Annotated in this window: 16 protein-coding genes; 11 read left to right on the plus strand and 5 right to left on the minus strand. The window is 34.0% G+C overall.

What is annotated here, in order from left to right; translation table 11 throughout:
* Positions 1–68 precede the first annotated feature (68 nt).
* Both HN014_RS16750 and HN014_RS16755 read left to right on the plus strand, forming a co-directional pair.
* Complete coding sequence (locus HN014_RS16750; protein WP_176030000.1) at positions 69–728, plus strand: pyridoxamine 5'-phosphate oxidase family protein; 660 nt, start codon at positions 69–71, stop codon at positions 726–728.
* A gap of 17 nt (positions 729–745) precedes the next feature.
* Positions 746–1270, plus strand: coding sequence for a GNAT family N-acetyltransferase (locus HN014_RS16755; protein WP_176030001.1), 525 nt, complete (start codon positions 746–748; stop codon positions 1268–1270).
* A 123-nt stretch (positions 1271–1393) separates the two neighbouring features.
* Here the strand turns inward: HN014_RS16755 and HN014_RS16760 are convergent, their stop codons facing one another.
* From HN014_RS16760 to HN014_RS16780, 5 genes are all read right to left on the minus strand, one after another.
* Positions 1394–1768, minus strand: coding sequence for a DUF4258 domain-containing protein (locus HN014_RS16760; RefSeq protein ID WP_176030002.1), 375 nt, complete (start codon positions 1766–1768; stop codon positions 1394–1396).
* Positions 1769–1868: 100 nt separating this feature from the next.
* Entirely contained in the window at positions 1869–3071 is a 1203-nt protein-coding gene (locus tag HN014_RS16765) for an alanine dehydrogenase (RefSeq protein WP_176030003.1), read from the minus strand.
* Positions 3072–3188: 117 nt separating this feature from the next.
* A complete protein-coding gene (locus HN014_RS16770; protein WP_176030004.1) occupies positions 3189–3698 on the minus strand; it encodes a hypothetical protein in 510 nt (169 codons plus the stop codon).
* Between the two features lie 360 nt (positions 3699–4058).
* Positions 4059–4466 (minus strand): tRNA (adenosine(37)-N6)-threonylcarbamoyltransferase complex ATPase subunit type 1 TsaE, encoded by a 408-nt coding sequence (gene tsaE, locus HN014_RS16775; RefSeq protein ID WP_176030005.1) that lies wholly within the window; start codon positions 4464–4466, stop codon positions 4059–4061.
* Between the two features lie 77 nt (positions 4467–4543).
* Positions 4544–6094: a bifunctional response regulator/alkaline phosphatase family protein gene (locus HN014_RS16780; protein WP_176030006.1), complete on the minus strand. Its 1551-nt coding sequence runs from the start codon at positions 6092–6094 to the stop codon at positions 4544–4546.
* Positions 6095–6230: 136 nt separating this feature from the next.
* Here HN014_RS16780 and HN014_RS16785 point away from each other — a divergent pair, with 136 nt between their 5' ends.
* From HN014_RS16785 to fabG, 9 genes are all read left to right on the plus strand, one after another.
* Positions 6231–7460, plus strand: coding sequence for an HD domain-containing protein (locus HN014_RS16785; protein ID WP_176030007.1), 1230 nt, complete (start codon positions 6231–6233; stop codon positions 7458–7460).
* A 24-nt stretch (positions 7461–7484) separates the two neighbouring features.
* Positions 7485–8513, plus strand: a complete 1029-nt coding sequence (gene lpxD, locus HN014_RS16790; protein WP_176030008.1) for a UDP-3-O-(3-hydroxymyristoyl)glucosamine N-acyltransferase — start codon at positions 7485–7487, stop codon at positions 8511–8513.
* 7 nt (positions 8514–8520) lie between these two features.
* Positions 8521–9909: a bifunctional UDP-3-O-[3-hydroxymyristoyl] N-acetylglucosamine deacetylase/3-hydroxyacyl-ACP dehydratase gene (locus tag HN014_RS16795; RefSeq protein WP_176030009.1), complete on the plus strand. Its 1389-nt coding sequence runs from the start codon at positions 8521–8523 to the stop codon at positions 9907–9909.
* A 14-nt stretch (positions 9910–9923) separates the two neighbouring features.
* Complete coding sequence (lpxA, locus tag HN014_RS16800; protein ID WP_176030010.1) at positions 9924–10706, plus strand: acyl-ACP--UDP-N-acetylglucosamine O-acyltransferase; 783 nt, start codon at positions 9924–9926, stop codon at positions 10704–10706.
* 30 nt (positions 10707–10736) lie between these two features.
* Positions 10737–11303: an elongation factor P gene (gene efp / locus HN014_RS16805; RefSeq protein ID WP_176030011.1), complete on the plus strand. Its 567-nt coding sequence runs from the start codon at positions 10737–10739 to the stop codon at positions 11301–11303.
* Positions 11304–11325: 22 nt separating this feature from the next.
* Positions 11326–12267 (plus strand): UDP-3-O-(3-hydroxymyristoyl)glucosamine N-acyltransferase, encoded by a 942-nt coding sequence (locus HN014_RS16810; protein WP_176030012.1) that lies wholly within the window; start codon positions 11326–11328, stop codon positions 12265–12267.
* Between the two features lie 163 nt (positions 12268–12430).
* Positions 12431–13303 carry a succinate--CoA ligase subunit alpha gene (gene sucD / locus HN014_RS16815; protein ID WP_176030013.1) on the plus strand — a complete coding sequence of 291 codons (873 nt, stop codon included), beginning with the start codon at positions 12431–12433 and terminating at the stop codon, positions 13301–13303.
* A 156-nt stretch (positions 13304–13459) separates the two neighbouring features.
* Positions 13460–16441, plus strand: coding sequence for an insulinase family protein (locus tag HN014_RS16820; RefSeq protein ID WP_176030014.1), 2982 nt, complete (start codon positions 13460–13462; stop codon positions 16439–16441).
* A gap of 129 nt (positions 16442–16570) precedes the next feature.
* Positions 16571–17317 carry a 3-oxoacyl-[acyl-carrier-protein] reductase gene (fabG, locus tag HN014_RS16825; protein ID WP_176030015.1) on the plus strand — a complete coding sequence of 249 codons (747 nt, stop codon included), beginning with the start codon at positions 16571–16573 and terminating at the stop codon, positions 17315–17317.
* Positions 17318–17372 lie beyond the last annotated feature (55 nt).

Below are 17372 nucleotides of genomic sequence, written 5' to 3' on the forward strand. Positions count from 1 at the left end.
ATTAAAAACTGGGGTAATGTAAGAGTCCACAAAGCTATTATTTTTGTAATGAATTTAAAAATAAAACTATGTGCAATCATTCAGTTTCAGCATTAAATAAAGTCGTAAGAGGGTCCAAGAGAGCAACATATGAGAAGGATACAGTGTATCAAATTTTGGATGATACCTTTATGTGTAATATTGGATATGTATGGGAGAACAATGCAATTGTTATCCCTACTGCCTATGGAAGGGATAAGGATATTATATATATTCATGGTTCTTTAAAAAACAGGATGATGAGAGGTATTTTGGAAACGGGAAAAGTATGTCTGTCCATAACACATTTAGATGGTTTGGTATTAGCGCGTTCTGCATTTCATCATTCTGCGAATTACAGATCAGTAAATGTTTTTGGATCAGTTAGAGAAGTTCAGGATGCTGATGAAAAAATGAAAGCATTAGAATGTATAATGAACCATATGGTTGCAGGGCATTGGGAGAGTGTACGAAAACCTAATAAAAAAGAATTCGATGCTACCTTGGTGATTGCAGTAACAATAGATACAGCTTCTGCTAAAATAAGAGCCGAAGGAGTGATTGATGAAAAATCGGATATGAATTCTGATTATTGGGCAGGGGTTGTTCCGATAAAACAAGTTGCCGGGAGACCGGAATCAGATGAAAAACTGGCCGAAGGAATAGTAATTCCTGATTCTGTATTGACATATGTAGCGAATAATAGATAATATAAATCATAAGTGAGGTGGCATTAGAAATAAGAAGAGCAACGCATGAAGACGTGAGTAATATTTGTGAGTTCGGAAGAAGAACGTTTGATATAGCATATAGAAAATTGTTTAAAAAAGAAGCGATTCTGGATGATTATTTAAAAACGGCATTTTCTAAAGAAAAAATAACTAAGAGTGTAGCAAAAGAAGAAAATAACTATTGGGTAGTATATATAGAAAATCAGCTTATTTCATATGCCAAGGTAAAAACAACATCTCCTTCAGTGTTTATTGATGAAAAAACAGGAGTAGGTAAACTGCAAAGAATATATGTATCACCGGATAGTATAGCTCAGGGGATAGGAGGAAAGTTACATCAATTTATATTGGATGAGCTCCAGCAGGAAGGGCTTACAAAAGTGTGGTTGTCAGTGCTAAAAATAAACACGAAAGCAATTCGGTTTTATAAAAAATATCAATACCGGATAATTGGAGAGCATCTTTTTACTATTGGAGATGAAGTATTTGATTTTTGGGTGATGTGTAAAAAAATACCATGATTTAATCGATATTCGAAATTTACATACTTTAGAACTTACCCCGCCAATGCTTTGAGGTGTTGTGGTAAGGGAAGCATGTTTTATGACTCCCTGAAGGAAGCTGCTTTCAGGGATTTTTTTATATTATTTTATAGGAGTTATATGTTGTATAGTGGCGGTAGAGTCACAATTCCGAACAAGCATCTCAATCTCTTTTTCGTTGATGAAACCTTCTATAAAATATGTTTTGCAAGAGTCTAGTTTGGTATTGCTTTTGGAAAAATTCACATTACCATCGTTCAATAAAACAGAAATATCAGCAGTATCGATTTCCTTAGCCTGTATTTTAGATAAAACACTTGGGGAAAATGCCCTTTCTTTTATTCTTATGTTTTTTAGAACACGGGCATTCGGTCCATATGCACAAGAAGTTTTCTTTCCTCCAAGAAAAAAGAATAACAAAATAATACCGATTGCAAATCCTCCTAAATAATATCCAATTCTATGTAGTAACTTCATGGTAACTGCTTGTATAGCGATTGGCGCAAAAGTAATAAAAAGCAGTAGTTTTTATAAGCTTATTTTTAGAATTAAATTCAGGAATTGATCAAACTAGTTTTTAGATGATTAATAAGTTGATATCTCTGTAAGATAAATCAAACCAGTCTGCAACAGATTTGTTCGTTAAAATTCCTCTGTAAAAATAAAGACCACTTTTGAGACCTTTGTCGAAACGTACGGCATTTTCTACTCCTCCTTCTTCTCCTATTTGTAATAAATAAGGGGTGAAAATATTACTGATAGAGGCAGATGAAGTTTTGGCATACCGGGCAGGAATATTAGGTACACAATAATGGATAACACCGTGTTTTTCAAAAGTAGGATTGTCGTGGGTTGTAACTTCACTGGTTTCAAAGCACCCACCCATATCAATGCTAACATCAATAACAATCGCTTTTGTTTTCATTTTTTCTATCATCTCCTCAGAAACAATAATAGGCGATCGGTTTTTTCCTCGAACAGCACCAATAACTACATCACATCTTCGCAATGCTTTGATGAGATTTTTAGGTTGAATAGTCGAGGTGTATAAGGGTCTTCCCAGATTGGTTTGTAAGCATCTCAATTTTGTAATAGAATTATCAAAAACCTTGACATTTGCTCCTAATCCAATAGCGGATCTTGCAGCAAACTCACCAACAGTTCCTGCTCCGATAATCACTACTTCTGCAGGAGGAACTCCGCTGATATTACCCATCATAAGACCTAATCCTCCTCTGCTGGCACTACTCATTAACTCAGAAGCGATCAGTACAGCAGCTGTTCCTGCTATTTCACTGAGAGCTCTCACTGCCGGATATGCACCATCACTATCTCTGATAAACTCAAAACCTAATGCTGTGATGCGTTTTTTGGTAAGTGCCTGAAAGAAACTTTTGGATTGTGTTTTTAATTGTAAAGCTGAAATAAGTACCGTTTGTGGATTGATTAATTCCAGTTCTTCCAGAGAAGGAGGTTCAACTTTTAGAAGAATGGGACATCCGAAAACCTTTTTTCTGTCATTTGTGATCTCTGCTCCGGCTTCACTGTATTCTCTATCAGAAAAACTAGCGCCAATACCTGCATTGGTTTCCAGAAGTACTCGATGACCATGACTAGTAAGTGCGGCAACAGCATCTGGTGTCAGACATACACGTTTTTCTTGATAATGTGTCTCTCTAGGAATACCTATAAAGAGCTTGCCTTTTTGTTTAGCTACTTCAATCATCTCTTCCTGAGGAAGTAGTTGTTCTTTGGTGAAGGGAGAACTCGGTTTGTTCATTAGTCTAAAATTGAATATTCCAAATTACGAATAAAAAAGGTTAGAAACCAAATAGAAAATTCTATTTGGTTTTATGAAAGTAGTATTTTGTATGAGTAATTTATCGATTTTCGGGGTTTAGTTTTTATTGCGTTGCCACCATTTACTCTTATCAATATAATTCAGTTCTGTCAGGTCAATATTGTGTATTTTATCAAATATCTTGACTCTGATAGTATATGTTACGCACAATATAAAGACAAGACAGGGGAGCAGATAGTATATTTCGTCTGTTTTATTGAGTTCCAAATCATCAGTAATAATTGATATGATCTGAAAAGAATACAAGATGATTGGAATCAGGATGACTTTGTGCCACCAGTGTTTACAAGTGAAATACCAGAGTGTGAGAAGAATTAAAGGGATGAATTTACCCATTAAGACCCAAATAAAAACATGAACGCTTTCATAATATTTACTTTGATAAGTAAAAAAAGAAGTCTCCCAAATTTTTCCTTCAGGAAAAATATCGCTTATATAGAATAGAAACGGAATAAATGCTATAATAATAGCAATGGTACTACTTGTGTCTAGGTACTTTGATTTTGCTTTTTTCGATGAATTGTGATTGGTTGATTGAGTTGTCATTTTGATGGATTGGGGTTGTTGTGCTAGAAATAAGTTGTTTTGATGATATTACATTGATCAAATTTATACTCATTATGAAATACAAGCCCTTAATGATGATTAAATTGTTCATAGTATTAAATTATTTAATGTAATTAGTGTGAAAAAGAAATACACAAATATGAAATTTGAATATTCCGGGGGTACATCAATAATGTATCTGTTAATAGGTTTTTTATGCCTATTCGTTGTTTAGGTGTTTTTTAAAGTAAATGTTTTTTACTTGTAAAAAGACACGAATAAAAATAGTGTTTAATTTTTATATTAAAAAAAGTTTTTATGTTAAATTTTTTAATGATAAAGATGAATTCATATAAAAAATTAGAAAATAATAGCTCTTTTTTGATTTGGTAAGGTGTTGATTTGTATTGATCTAGTGTTTTGAGGAAGTAAGTTTTTTATTTTGTCGGGCCATTCGATAAATATCCAGCTATCGGTGTTTAAATATTCTTCAAACCCGATATCGTAGGCTTCTTCTTCATCATTGATTCGGTAAAAATCAAAGTGATAAATAACAGAATCTGTTCCCTCGTATTCATTGACTAATGAGTACGTAGGGCTGGTGATGGGCGAAGAAACACCAAGCTGTTTGCAGATTTCTTTAATGAGGGTGGTTTTTCCTACACCCATTTCTGCGGTAAATAAAAGTACTTTAGAATCACTGTCTTGAATGATTTTAGACGCTATATCAGAAATTTCTTCTATCGTATACTCTAGTGGTGCTTTCATTTAGTAGTAAAATTGCTGTTTCAATTCAATTAAGAAGGAGATAATCCTTCTTAATTGATTTTTATACAATAATAGTATTATCTAGGTTTTAGTACAATAAATGGGATAATCATTTCTTCTAAAGAAACGCCTCCATGCTGGTAGGTGTTTCTGTAATAACTAACATAATGATTGTAGTTATTAGGATAAGCGAAGAAATAGTCTCCTTTTGCAAAAATAAAAGAACTACTCATATTGATAGAAGGAAGATGTATTTTTTTTGGGTTTGTAGCAGATAAGACTTCTTTCTCCTCGTATGTCAGGCTTTTTCCGGTTTTGTATCTGAGGTTAAGACTGGTGTTTTTATCTCCTATTACTTTGGATGGGTTTTTTACATTGATTGTTCCGTGATCGGTAGTGATTAATAGTTTAAAACCTAATTGCTGTGCCTGTTGTATCATTTCTAATAAAGGAGAGTTTTTGAACCAGCTTAGTGTAAGGGATCTATAGGATTTGTCATTAGAAGCCAGTTCTTTTATAACTTCCATTTCTGTTTTGCTATGAGATAACATATCTACGAAATTATATACAATAACAGTCAGGTCGTTGTCTTTTAATCCTTTGAAATTAGAAGCTAGTGTTTTTCCAGAACGCTCATTGGTAATCTTGTAATATTCATGTTTGATGTTTACCCCTAATCGTTGTAGTTGTGCAGTAAGGAATTCATTTTCGTTCATGTTTTTTCCTCCTTCATCAATGTCATTAAGCCATAAATCCGGATGTCTTTTTTCCATCTCAGAAGGCATTAAACCAGAAAAAATTGAATTACGTGCATATTGAGTAGCGGTAGGGAGAATACTATAATAAGAAGTTTCTTCTTCTTTCTTGTAATAATTATTTACTACAGGTTCGAAAGCTTTCCATTGATCATATCTCAGGTTGTCAATTACTACTAAGATGGTGGGTTGCTCTTTGGAGATTTCAGGAATAACCTTTTTTCTGAAGAGTGTGTGCGACATTATAGGAGCATCTTCCGAATTGTTAAACCAATCCTCATAATTTTTTTGAACAAACTTAAAGAATTGAGAATTAGCTTCTACTTTTTGAGATTCAAGAATCTCAAACATTCCGGAATCCTCAATATCCTCTAATTGCAATTCCCAGTAAAGTAGTTTCTGGTATAAATCTGACCATTCTTCAAAACTATTAACCATCGCGAGGTCCATTGCTATTTTTCTAAACTCCTGTTGGTAATTAGCCGTAGTTTTTTCAGAAACAAGACGAGAGTGGTCCAGGTTCTTTTTTAAACTCAATAGAATTTGATTAGGATTCACAGGTTTAATTAGATAATCAGCAATCTTACTACCAATGGCTTCTTCCATTATATACTCTTCTTCACTCTTGGTAATCATTACGACAGGAAGACTTTCATTTTTTTCTTTTATTTCAGAAAGTGTTTCAATACCTGATAACCCCGGCATATTCTCATCTAAAAAAACGATATCAAAATTGTTATTGTCCAAAATCTCGATGGCTTCGGTTCCACTTTGACATTTGGTAACTGTGTAATTCTTTTTTTCTAAAAAAAGGATGTGTGGTTTTAACAAGTCGATTTCGTCGTCTACCCAGAGAATTTTTATTGCGTTCATGTAGGATTTATGTTTGTCGATTAATGATTTTTGTGCGTTAAAATAAATTTAATGCCTAATCATATTCATATTTTGTATCTAAATGTGTTATATGAATGGCATATATGTATATTTGTTTTGTAAAAGTAAAGTAAACTTGAAAAAAAGAAATAAACTAAAAATATTTAACGATCCAATTTACGGTTTTATTACAATACCAAGCGAACTAATTTTTGATCTGTTAGAACATAAATATTTTCAGCGACTTAGGAGGATTAGTCAGATGGGATTGTCCTATCTGGTCTATCCGGGAGCACATCACACCAGATTTCACCACGCCCTGGGGTGTATGAATTTAATGCAGAAGTCAGTCAATGCTTTGCGGTTTAAAGGCGTTCTTATTTCCGAAGAAGAAGAGGAAGCCTTGTATATTGCCATTCTATTACATGATATAGGTCATGGTCCGTTTTCACATGCTATGGAACACAGTATCGTAGAAGAAATTAATCATGAGTCTATATCACTCATGTTTATGGAGGCAATAAATAAAGAGTTTACAGGCAAGCTGACTCTTGCTATTCAAATATTTAAAGGAGAGTATCACCGTAATTTTCTGCACCAGTTAATTTCAGGGCAATTGGATATGGATCGATTGGATTATCTGAAAAGAGATAGTTTTTATACGGGAGTTGCAGAGGGAAATATCAATAGCGAACGTTTGATTACAATGCTTACTGTAGTAAATGATGAATTGGTAGTAGAGGAGAAAGGAGTGTATTCTGTAGAACAATTTTTATTAGCCAGAAGACTCATGTATTGGCAGGTCTATCTGCATAAAACAGGTTTAGTAGCCGAAAATATTCTGATCAGAGTGCTAAAAAGAGCCAAAGAGCTAACGGAATCTGGAATGGAGTTACAAGCAAGTCCTGCGTTAGCGTTCTTTCTGAAAAACAAAATTACCAAAGAAAATTTTTTAGAAGACGAATTAGATACTTTTTCAAAACTGGATGATTACGATATTATTTCGGCAATGAAGGAGTGGAGTGTATGTGATGATTTTGTTTTAAGCAATTTATCCAGAATGATTATAGAGCGGGATTTATTGAAAATAAAGATCAAAAAGAAACCCTTTGAAAAGAATAAGTTAGCCAAGCACATCAAAAAAATAACGAAAGATTATGAAATTTCTGAAGAAGAAGCTCGTTATTTTGTCTTTTCAGGTAGTATTTCTAACCAAGCCTACCATCAAAATAAACAAAACATAAATATCTTGTATAAAAATAGAAAAATAGCTGATATAGTGGGTGCTACAGATCAATTCAATTTAAAAGCATTATCAAAACCTGTTACAAAGCATTTTATCTGTTACCCAAAACAAAAAGATTAATACATTTTTTATACTTTTGCTAGAATGATTTTTACAGCCACACAAATTGCGGGTATTCTTAATGGAGATATCGAAGGAGATGAAACTGTCGAGGTATCTAAATTGGCCAAAATAGAAGAAGGAACAGAAGGAACTTTGACTTTTTTGTCTAATCCTAAGTACACGCAATATATTTATTCTACAAATGCGTCTATTACGATAGTGGATAGAACATTTAAAAAAGAGTCCGAGATACAAACTACCCTTATTAGAGTGGATGACGCTTATAAGGCATTTTCTCAATTATTAGAATACTATAATATGGTGAAAATGAATAAAAAAGGGATAGAACAACCCTGCTTTATTTCAGAAAGTGCCAAATATGGAGAAGAAATCTATCTGGGAGCTTTTTCATATATAGGAGAAAATGTTACCATAGGAGAAAATGCAAAAATATTCCCTAACGTTTACGTAGGAGATAATGTAACGATAGGAGATAATGTTATCGTATTTGCAGGAGCGAAGATTTATTCTGAATCTATAATAGGTAATAATTGTGTTATTCACAGTGGTGCTATTGTAGGAGCGGATGGATTTGGTTTTACCCCCAATGAAAAAGGAGAATACAGTAAGGTTCCACAAACAGGAAACGTTATTATAGAAGATAATGTAGATGTAGGAGCTGGAACAACCATAGATAGAGCTACATTAGGATCTACTATTATACGTAGAGGAGTTAAATTGGATAATCAGATTCAAATAGCCCATAATGTAGAGATTGGAGAACACACAGCTATTGCCGCTCAAACCGGTATTGCAGGATCTACCAAAATAGGAAAACATTGTCTGATCGGTGGGCAAGTAGGAATAGCAGGACACCTGACAATAGGAAATAAAGTAAGAATTCAAGCGCAGTCTGGAATTGGGAGAAATATAAAAGATGACGAAGCGATTCAAGGGTCACCAGCGTTAGGATATTCTGATTACAATAAATCATACGTACATTTTAAAAATTTACCTAAGATAGTAGATAGGTTATACGAAATAGAAAAGAAGATTAATATAAAAGAATAACGCTGTTGTGACTAAGCAAAGAACTATTAAACAAGAAGTAACTCTAAATGGAGTAGGGCTTCATACAGGTAAAGAGGTAACATTAACTTTTAAGCCGGCACCAGCTAATCACGGTTATGCTTTTTGTAGGGTAGACCTGGAAGGTTCTCCTGTGATAGAAGCAGACGCCAATTATGTTGTAAATACCCAAAGAGGAACAAACCTCGAAAAAAATGGAGTGAGTATCCAGACATCCGAGCATGTTTTAGCAGCTTGTGTAGGATTGGAAATTGATAATCTTTTAATAGAATTAAATGCTTCAGAACCTCCGATTATGGATGGTTCCAGTAAGTTTTTTATTGAAGCTCTGGAAAAAGGAGGAATTGAAGAACAAGATGTAGAGCGAGAAGAATATGTTATAAAAGATGTGATTTCCTATGTCGATGAAGAGTCTGGAAGTGAGATTATTGTAATGCCTTCTGATGAGTATCAGGTAACAACAATGGTTGATTTCGGAACTAAAGTACTCGGCACTCAAAATGCATCCCTAAAACGTCTTTCGGACTTTAAAAAAGAAATATCAGAAGCGAGAACTTTTAGCTTTCTTCATGAACTGGAAATGCTATTAGAGCATGGGTTGATCAAAGGAGGAGATCTTAATAATGCTATCGTATATGTCGATAAGGAATTGAGTCCTGATACGATGGAGAAATTAAAAGAAGCATTTGGAAAAGAATCAATCTCTATAAAACCTAATGGAATTTTGGATAACTTGACATTACACTATCCAAATGAAGCCGCAAGACATAAGCTATTAGATGTTATTGGAGATTTAGCCTTGATAGGAACCCGTATTAAAGGGAAGATAATAGCAAATAAACCAGGACACTTTGTCAATACTCAATTTGCAAAGAAACTGTCTAAAATCATCAAAATAGAAAAGCGGAACAAGGTACCTCAATTCGATCTTAATCAACCCCCGTTAATGGATGTGAATAAGATCATGAATATGTTACCGCATCGATATCCTTTCTTATTGGTGGATCGTATTTTGGAAATGTCAGATAAGCATGTTGTTGGGTTGAAAAACGTAACAATGAATGAGCCGTTTTTTATTGGTCATTTTCCTGGAGCACCTGTAATGCCAGGAGTACTTCAGATAGAAGCAATGGCACAAACAGGAGGGATTTTAGCGCTTAGTACAGTTCCAGACCCTGAAAATTACCTGACGTATTTCATGAAAATTGATAAAGTGAAATTTAAGCAACAAGTGTTGCCAGGGGATACGCTGATATTCAAGTTAGAATTAATTACTCCAATTCGTAGAGGAATTTGTCATATGCAAGCTTTTGCATACGCTAATGGAAAATTAGTAACAGAAGCGGAATTAATGGCACAAATAGTAAAATCAAAATAAAGAAAAGAAGATAGATGAATCAACCTTTAGCATACGTTCATCCCGGAGCAAAAATAGCCAAGAATGTAGTGATTGAACCTTTTACTACGATTCATAATAATGTGGAGATAGGAGAAGGGACATGGATAGGATCTAATGTGACAATCATGGAAGGTGCCAGAATTGGAAAGAACTGTAGTATTTTTCCTGGTGCTGTGATTTCTGCTATTCCGCAAGATAAGAAGTTCAATGATGAGGATACGATAACAGAAATAGGCGATAACACTACTATTAGAGAATGTGTCACTATTAACAGAGGAACTACCGATAAGATGAAAACCAAAATTGGTAGTAACTGCTGGATAATGGCATATTGCCATATTGCTCATGATTGTATTATAGGAGATCATTGTATCTTTTCTAATAACAGTACATTAGCTGGTCACATTAATGTAGGAGATCATGTAGTACTTGCAGGAATGGCAGCAGTGCAGCAGTTCTGTAGTATAGGAAATCATGCTTTTGTTACCGGAGGATCTTTGGTAAGAAAAGATGTACCTCCTTTTGTGAAGGCAGCAAGAGAGCCTTTATCTTATGTAGGAATTAATTCCATTGGATTAAGAAGAAGAGGTTTTTCGACAGAAAAAATAAGAGAAATACAAAATATATATCGAATTCTTTATCAGAAGAATTACAATAACACACAGGCAGTAGCTATCATAGAAGCAGAAATGGAAGCAACACCTGAGCGAGATGAAGTGTTAGAGTTTATCAAAAACTCTCAACGAGGTATAATGAAAGGATATTTCTCCAATTAAAAAAGATAATAAACTAGAAAAATATACAGAATGGCGACTACTAGTGATATTAGAAATGGATTGTGTATCAAATACAACCATGATATTTATAAAATTGTTGAGTTTTTGCATGTTAAGCCAGGGAAAGGACCTGCTTTTGTAAGAACTAAATTAAAAAGTGTAACTACAGGTAAGGTAATAGATAATACCTTTTCTGCAGGGCACAAAATAGAAGACGTACGTGTAGAGACACATAAGTTTCAGTTTTTATACGCAGAAGGTGATACCTATCATTTTATGAATGTAGAGGATTATAATCAGATTACACTTCAGAAATCTACCTTAGATGCTCCTAAGCTGCTAAAAGAAGGAGAAGTTGTAACAGTTATTATTAATTCTGAAGATCAGATGCCGCTTTCTGTAGAGATGCCTGCAAGTGTTATTTTAGAAGTAACAGCAACAGAGCCTGGGGTGAAAGGAAATACAGCGACAAACGCTACAAAACCAGCTACTGTAGAAACAGGTGCGGAAGTTATGGTCCCTCTTTTTATTAATGAAGGAGATAAGATCAAAATAGAAACAGAAAAAGGAACCTATAAAGAAAGAATTAAAGAATAGGTAACTCCCTTTTTAATATAATATGAAATTCCCCCAAGTACATACATTAGAGCAAATTGCTACAATAATTTCTGCTGACTTTGTAGGTGATGCCTCATTTCCCGTATATGGAATGAATGAAATTCATGTGGTAACTCCCGGAGATATTGTTTTTGTAGATCACCCAAAATACTATGACAAAGCGCTAAAAAGCGCTGCTACTGTAGTATTGATTAATAAAAAAGTAGATTGTCCGGAAGGGAAAGCGTTGTTGATCTCAGATGATCCGTTTAGAGATTTTAATAAATTGACTACCTTTTTTAAACCTTTTGAACAAGCAAGTCATACCATATCAAAATCTGCCAAAATAGGAAAAAATACCATCATCCAACCAGGAGCTTTTATTGGTAATAATGTGGTAATAGGAGATAATACAGTGATACATGCGAATGTAAGTATTTATGACCATACTATTATAGGTAATAATGTGACTATTCATTCAGGTACGGTCATCGGTTCAGATGCCTTTTACTACAAAAATCGACCAGAAGGATTTGATAAACTGGTATCAGGAGGTAGAGTAGTGATAGAAGATAATGTGGATTTAGGTTCTTTATGTACAATTGATAAAGGAGTAACAGCAGATACTACTATAAAAAAAGGAACCAAAATCGATAACCAGGTACATATTGGTCATGATACTGTAATAGGAGAAAAATGTCTTATTGCTTCTCAAGTTGGAATTGCAGGATGTGTGGTAATAGAAAATGAAGTAACCCTGTGGGGACAAGTAGGAGTTATTAGTGGAATTACTATTGGGGAAAAAGCAGTAGTCTATGCGCAATCAGGAATAGGAAAATCCTTAGAAGGGAATAAGAAATATTTCGGAAGCCCGGCAGATGATTCTAGAACGAAATACAAAGAGATTGTCGCATTAAAACAAATCCCTAAAATGATGGAGGGATTAAAGGAAAAAAAAGAATAATTTTTCCAGGTAATATAAAGATTTTACCTGGAGAATAGTAATAAGTAAAATAGACTGAGTTGTTTTTAAAAAATTACATAAAATAATTTGGTTTTCATTTTAACTATAGTTGTCAAAAACGTATTTTTGGTAACTTCAAAAAAACATTAAAAATCATAACGCAATGAGTGTTTTAGTAAATAAGGATTCAAAAATTATTGTTCAAGGATTCACAGGAAGTGAAGGTACTTTTCATGCAGGACAAATGATCGAATACGGAACAAACGTAGTCGGAGGAGTTACTCCTGGTAAAGGTGGACAAACACATTTGGATAAACCTGTTTTTAATACAGTAGCTGATGCCGTAAAAGAAGTAGGAGCAGATACTACTATTATTTTTGTACCGCCAGCTTTTGCAGCAGATGCAATTATGGAAGCAGCAGATGCTGGGATCAAAGTAATTATTACTATTACTGAAGGAATTCCTGTTGCGGATATGATCAAAGCTGCAGATTATATAAAAGATAAAGGATGTAGATTAATAGGACCTAACTGCCCTGGAGTTATTACTCCTGGAGAAGCAAAAGTAGGAATTATGCCTGGTTTTGTTTTTAAGAAAGGAAATGTAGGAATTGTTTCTAAATCAGGAACGTTGACATATGAAGCTGCAGATCAGGTAGTAAAACAAGGATTAGGAATTACAACTGCGATTGGTATCGGAGGAGATCCAATCATTGGAACAACTACTAAAGAAGCAGTAGAATTGCTTATTAATGATCCAGATACTAAATGTGTTGTTATGATTGGTGAAATTGGAGGTCAGTTAGAAGCAGATGCCGCAAAATGGATTAAAGAAAGTGGCACTACAAAACCTGTAGTTGGATTTATCGCAGGTGAAACTGCTCCAGCTGGACGTACTATGGGGCATGCAGGTGCGATTGTAGGAGGAAGTGAAGATACTGCAGCAGCTAAAAAAGCAATTATGAGAGAATGTGGAATTCACGTAGTAGATTCTCCTGCTGAAATAGGTAAAAAAGTAGCAGAAGTTCTGGGATAGAGAACATTATAAGATTATAAAAAGTAAAGCTCACTTGGATAACAAGTGGGCTTTTTTTATCCTCTAATAAAACGTTAATTTTTTATTAAAAAAATATTAATCTTGCTTTATGGAAACAAAATTATTCGATTTTTGGCCGAAACTATAAAGAATAATATGAAATTTTTAAAAATTACTTTACTCTCGGTGCTGACATTATTACTTAGTCACTGTAAGGACGCACCTACAATAACAGAAACAGTGACAAAAGTTGCTGTTGAGCAACATACAGATCCTTCGGGATTTACCTATGAAACTGTAACAAATGACCCTACGGGTTTAAGGTTATATACCTTAGATAATGGCTTAAAAGTATATTTGAGTCAAAATGATGAAGAACCAAAAATTCAGACATACATAGCAGTAAGAGCTGGTTCTAATTATGATCCTAAAGAAGCAACGGGGCTTGCACACTATTTAGAACATATGGTGTTTAAAGGAACAGATGAAATAGGAACTCAGGATTATGAAAAAGAAAAAGTATTGCTTCAGGAAATATCTGATTTATATGAGGAACACAGAAAAGAAACTGATCCCGTAAAAAAGAAAGAAATTTATAAGAAGATAGATGAAGTATCTCTGAAAGCTTCCGAAATATCAATTCCTAATGAATATGATAAAATGATAAGCTCTTTAGGGGCAGAAGGAACCAATGCGCATACATGGTTTGAAGAAACAGTATATAAAAACAAAATCCCTGCAAACGAATTAGACAAATGGCTAAAAGTAGAAAGTGAACGCTTTAGTCAGTTAGTATTGCGTCTATTTCATACAGAGTTAGAGGCTGTATATGAAGAGTTTAACATGGGGCAGGATAATGATTTTAGAAAGGCATTTGCAGCAATGTTAGATGGATTATTTCCAAATCATCCGTATGGGCAACAAACAACAATCGGAACATCTGATCATTTAAAAAATCCATCCATGGTAGAAATACATAAGTATTTCGATAAATATTATGTCCCTAATAATATGGCAATGGTAATGGTAGGAGATTTCGAGTTTGATGAAACAATCAAAAAGATCAATGATACGTTTGGAGCATTAAAGAAAAAAGAAGTTGAACATCCTGTATTGCCTAAAGAAGAACCGATTACGGCACCAGTGGTCAAGGAAGTATTCGGACCAACTGCAGAATATGTTTCTCTGGCATTTCGCTCAGAAGGGATTGGAACTAAAGAAGAGAAGCTATTGACATTAGCTGATATGATCCTTAGAAATGGAACTGCCGGTTTAATAGATTTAAACCTAAATCAAAAACAATTAGTACAAAGAGCAGCCTGTTTTACAACTTTTTTGAATGATTATGGTTTTCATGAGTTCACAGGTAGTCCTAAAGCAGATCAAACATTGGATGAAGTAAAAGATTTATTACTAGGAGAAATTGAAAAGCTAAAAAAAGGAGCCTTTGATGAATGGATGATTTCTGCTGTAATAAACGATTTGAAATTAACACAGACGCAGCAGTATGAGAATAATACAGCCCTGGCATCAGCATATTATAATGCGTTTATTCATCATGAGGATTGGAAGGATAAAGTTGCTTTTTTGGATGAGTTAAAAAAAATATCCAAACAAGAGCTGGTAGATTTTGCTAATGCATTTTATAAAGATAATTACGTAGTTACTTATAAAAGAAAAGGAGCGGATAAAAATATCACCAAGGTAGAAAATCCAGGAATTACCCCAGTACAATTAAACAGAGACAAACAATCTGGGTACTTACAGGAATTTACGGCAATAAAAAGTGCAGATTTAAAGCCTAAATACGTAGATTACAAAAAAGAAATTAAAGAAGAAAAAACTGAAAGTGGATTAAATGTTGCTTATATAGAAAATAAGAATAACGATTTATTCTCTCTTAATATCATATTTGATATGGGGCAGAATAATGATAAAAAAGCGGCATTAGCAGCTGGATATTTAGACTATTTAGGGACAGATAAATACTCTCCGGAAGAGCTGAAAAAGGAATTTTACAAATTAGGTATAGATTATTATGTAAGTACGGCTGCGGATAAAACCTATGTTGGAATTTCTGGATTAAAAGAAAATTTAGATAGTGGTTTGGTGTTATTAGAACACTTATGGTCGAACGCAGTACCGAATCAAGAAACATATGCTAAATATATAGATAAAATAGCTAAAGGTAGAGAAGATGGAAAAACACAAAAAGGAAATATCCTTTGGTCTGGTTTAATGAGTTATGGAAAATATGGAGAGAATTCACCTTTGAGAAATGTCTTTAAAATAAAAGAATTACAAGCGTTTGATCCACAAGAGTTGGTTAATAAAGTAAAAGAATTAAAGAATTACAAACAACGTATTTTCTATTATGGGAAGGATGTGGCAGCAGCAATTGCTTCTTTGGATAAGAATCACATCATACCAGAGAATTTACTGGAGTATCCAGAAAAAACAACCTATGTAGAAAAAGAAACAGGAGGTAATGTTTATTTTGTGGATTATGATATGGTACAAAGTGAAATGTTGTTTTTGGCTAAAGGATCAGAATTTGACCCGGCAAAAATGGCAGCATCCAGATTGTTTAATACATATTTTGGAAGTGGACTTTCTTCGATTGTTTTTCAGGAGATAAGAGAATCGAAATCATTAGCGTATGCTGCTCAGGCAGGCTATAGTACAGCAAGTAAAAAAGAAGATTCGAATTATGTGTATGCATATGTAGGTACACAGGCAAACAAAATGCCTCAAGCGGTGGATGCCATGATGGATTTAATGACTAATATGCCAGAAGCAGAAGAGCAATTTAATGCAGCTAAAGAAGCTACCTTGAAGAAAATTGCAGCACAGCGAATTACAAAGTCTAATATTTTCTGGACATATGAATCGTTGAAAAAGAAAGGAATAGAGAATGATAATAGAGAAGAGATTTATAATACAATCAAAAATATGACATTAGCTGATCTCAAGAAATTTTTTAATGAAAACATTAAAGGAGAAACGTATAACGTTATGGTGATTGGAAATAAAAAAGATGTCAATATGAAAGCATTATCCAAACTAGGAAAAGTTCAGGAAATGAATATTGATTATCTTTTTAATTATGAGAAAGATGATACAAATGTAAAGCTGTAATATAGTTATTTCTTTCAATAAAAAAATAGATAAACCCCGCAAGAAAACGCGGGGTTTATTGTTGACCACAACATAGTAATTCTTATCTTTGATATCTTTAATAAATAAACACAAATAAAAATAAAGCGAATGAATCTCTTACAAGGTAAAACAGCTATTATTACTGGTGCAAGTCGAGGAATCGGAAAAGGAATAGCACAGGTTTTTGCTAAGCAAGGTGCCAATGTAGCATTTACATATAGTTCTTCTGTAGAAGCAGCCAATGAATTAGAAAAAGAATTAACAGATTTAGGGGTAAAAGCAAAAGGGTACCAAAGTAATGCAGCCGATTTTGCGCAAGCACAAGACTTAGTGGCAAGTGTTTTAGAAACATTCGGAAGTATTGATGTCCTAATCAATAATGCAGGAATTACCAAGGATAATCTATTGATGAGAATGGGAGAAGAGGATTTTGATAAAGTGATAGAAGTAAACCTCAAGAGTGTATTTAACATGACGAAAGCGGTTCAGAGAACCATGCTGAAACAACGCAAAGGAAGTATCATTAATATGAGTTCTGTTGTAGGAGTAAAAGGAAATGCCGGACAGGCTAATTATGCCGCATCTAAAGCAGGAATCATTGGGTTTACGAAATCAGTAGCATTAGAATTGGGATCTAGAAATATTAGAAGTAATGTAGTTGCTCCTGGATTTATAGAAACAGAAATGACAGCTAAACTAGATGAGAAAGTTGTCGAAGGATGGACAAGTGCCATCCCGTTAAAACGCGGAGGAACCACAGAAGACATTGCAAATGCATGTTTATTCTTAGCTAGTGATATGAGTAGTTATGTTACAGGACAGGTACTTCAGGTAGATGGAGGAATGTTGACTTAATATATCAGGAGTATATTTACTTGTGGATTATATTCAAAGTTTTTGAGATCTTTGA

The sequence above is a fragment of the Aquimarina sp. TRL1 genome (assembly GCF_013365535.1).
Taxonomy (GTDB): Bacteria; Bacteroidota; Bacteroidia; order Flavobacteriales; family Flavobacteriaceae; genus Aquimarina; species Aquimarina hainanensis.

Excerpts from the sequence above, each read along its gene's own strand:
- HN014_RS16750 (WP_176030000.1), top strand. The coding sequence starts at position 69 with ATGTGCAATCATTCAGTTTCAGCATTAAATAAAGTCGTAAGAGGGTCC.
- HN014_RS16760 (WP_176030002.1), bottom strand. The coding sequence starts at position 1,768 with ATGAAGTTACTACATAGAATTGGATATTATTTAGGAGGATTTGCAATC.
- HN014_RS16765 (WP_176030003.1), bottom strand. The coding sequence starts at position 3,071 with ATGAACAAACCGAGTTCTCCCTTCACCAAAGAACAACTACTTCCTCAG.
- HN014_RS16770 (WP_176030004.1), bottom strand. The coding sequence starts at position 3,698 with ATGACAACTCAATCAACCAATCACAATTCATCGAAAAAAGCAAAATCA.
- tsaE (WP_176030005.1), bottom strand. The coding sequence starts at position 4,466 with ATGAAAGCACCACTAGAGTATACGATAGAAGAAATTTCTGATATAGCG.
- HN014_RS16780 (WP_176030006.1), bottom strand. The coding sequence starts at position 6,094 with ATGAACGCAATAAAAATTCTCTGGGTAGACGACGAAATCGACTTGTTA.
- lpxD (WP_176030008.1), top strand. The coding sequence starts at position 7,485 with ATGATTTTTACAGCCACACAAATTGCGGGTATTCTTAATGGAGATATC.
- lpxA (WP_176030010.1), top strand. The coding sequence starts at position 9,924 with ATGAATCAACCTTTAGCATACGTTCATCCCGGAGCAAAAATAGCCAAG.
- efp (WP_176030011.1), top strand. The coding sequence starts at position 10,737 with ATGGCGACTACTAGTGATATTAGAAATGGATTGTGTATCAAATACAAC.
- HN014_RS16810 (WP_176030012.1), top strand. The coding sequence starts at position 11,326 with ATGAAATTCCCCCAAGTACATACATTAGAGCAAATTGCTACAATAATT.
- sucD (WP_176030013.1), top strand. The coding sequence starts at position 12,431 with ATGAGTGTTTTAGTAAATAAGGATTCAAAAATTATTGTTCAAGGATTC.
- HN014_RS16820 (WP_176030014.1), top strand. The coding sequence starts at position 13,460 with ATGAAATTTTTAAAAATTACTTTACTCTCGGTGCTGACATTATTACTT.
- fabG (WP_176030015.1), top strand. The coding sequence starts at position 16,571 with ATGAATCTCTTACAAGGTAAAACAGCTATTATTACTGGTGCAAGTCGA.